Consider the following 1,846-nt stretch of genomic DNA (forward strand, 5'->3'; position numbering starts at 1 on the left):
ACCAGGTCGCGGACGTGAGTGACAGCGTCGCCGGTTATCCGCACCAGGCGTTCCGGGACGGGAGCGGGACGGTGGTCGTGGAGACGTACAGCGTCACAGGGATGGGGCATGGGCAGCCCGTCGATCCTCGCCGTCGCCACCGCCGCCGACCTCGCCGCCTCCGCGCTCAACCCCTCCCTCGACTCCTGGGACCAGGCCCCCGCCGCCTCCGAGCTGGAAGCCCTGGTCACGGCAGCGCTCGCCAAGGAGGTGTACGGCACGCCGGCCGACGCCCTCGTCACCACCGGCGGCACCGAGTCCAACCAGCTCGCCCTCCTCCTCGCCCGCGAACTCCACGGCGCCGTCCAACTCGTATGCGCCCGGAACGCGCACCACTCTCTCCGCCGCGCCACCTGGCTCCTGGGCCTCCCCGAACCCATCACCGTCCCGGCGCCCGCAGGCACGCTCGACCCCACGACCCTCGACGCAACCCTCACCAAGCTGCCCGGCCCACTGATCGTCGCTGCCACCGCCGGAACCACCGACGCCGGACTCATCGACCCGCTCCCCGCCATCGCCGACATCTGCCAGGCCCACGGCGCCCGCCTGCACATCGACGCCGCATACGGCGGAGGCCTCCTCTTCAGCGACCGCCACCGCAGCAGTCTCGACGGACTCCGCCGCGCCCACACCGTCACCCTCGACCTGCACAAACTCGGCTGGCAGCCCACCGCCGCAGGCCTTCTCGCCGTCCAGGACCCGCACGACCTCCGCGTACTGGAACACCACGCCGACTACCTCAACGCCGACGACGACACCGAGGCCGGCCTCCCCGACCTCCTCGGCCGCTCCCTGCGTACCACCAGACGCCCCGACATCCTCAAGATCGCCGTCACCCTCAAAACACTCGGACGGCAAGGACTCGGCGCACTCGCCGACCAAGTCTGCGCCCACGCCCGCGAGTTCGCCCACCTCATCGCCGCACACCCCGGCTTCGAGCTCTACGCGCCACCCACCATCAGCACCGTCCTCTTCCGACCCACCCACTGGACCGACGACGCCGTCGCCGACGTACGCCGCACCCTCCTCACCCAAGGCAGCGCCGTCCTCGGCCGCGCCCGCCCCGACGGCCGCCTCTGGCTCAAAGCCACCCTGCTCAACCCGCACACCACACCCGGCGACCTCGCCGCACTCCTGAAACTGGTGGAAGGACACACCCCCCGATGATCCCGAGGCCCCGCCCCGCACAGCACGAGCCCGAAGCACCCCGCGACCTGATCGGCATCGGCATCGGCCCCTTCAACCTCTCCCTCGCCGCCCTCGCCCACCCCCTCACCGAACTCGACACCGCCTTCTACGACCAGCGCCCCGCCTTCGACTGGCACCCCGGCCTCCTCATCGACGGCGCCACCCTCCAAGTCCCCTTCCTCGCCGACCTGGTCACCCTCGCCGACCCCGTAAACCCCTGGTCCTTCCTCAACTACCTCCGCAGCCGCGACCGCCTCTTCCCCTTCTACTTCGCCGAGCGCTTCCACATCCACCGCGCCGAATACGCCGCGTACTGCCGCTGGGTCAGCGACCACCTCCCCGGACTCCACTTCGGCCACCGGATCGACGCAGTCCGCTGGAACCCCGGGCGCGACCTCTTCGAAGTCGACTTCACCCGACGACACGACCCCGAAGGCCAAGACGGCTGCGAAGACGGCGAATGCGGGGACGTACACGGCCGTGCGTACGCCAAGAACCACGACACGGCATCGGCGGCGCGTTGGACGACCACGTGCATCAGGGTAGGCCCGTCCTGAGGGCTGAAGATGCGGAGTCTGCCGTCCGCCACGGCCACGCGGTCGGCCAGTCCGATGAGGCC

At 70.8% G+C, this 1,846-nt stretch carries 1 protein-coding gene and 1 pseudogene; both read left to right on the forward strand.

Annotated elements, in window-relative coordinates:
• The first annotated feature begins 108 nt into the window (after window positions 1–108).
• Entirely contained in the window at window positions 109–1,206 is a 1,098-nt protein-coding gene (locus G6048_RS47965; protein WP_235991156.1) for a pyridoxal phosphate-dependent decarboxylase family protein, read from the forward strand.
• Window positions 1,203–1,724: pseudogene (locus G6048_RS47970) on the forward strand (SidA/IucD/PvdA family monooxygenase); the annotation flags it as partial. The gene G6048_RS47965 and the pseudogene G6048_RS47970, both read left to right, overlap by 4 nt.
• Between the last annotated feature and the right edge of the window lie 122 nt (window positions 1,725–1,846).

This window comes from Streptomyces ureilyticus, from assembly GCF_011045025.1.
Taxonomy (GTDB): Bacteria; Actinomycetota; Actinomycetes; order Streptomycetales; family Streptomycetaceae; genus Streptomyces; species Streptomyces ureilyticus.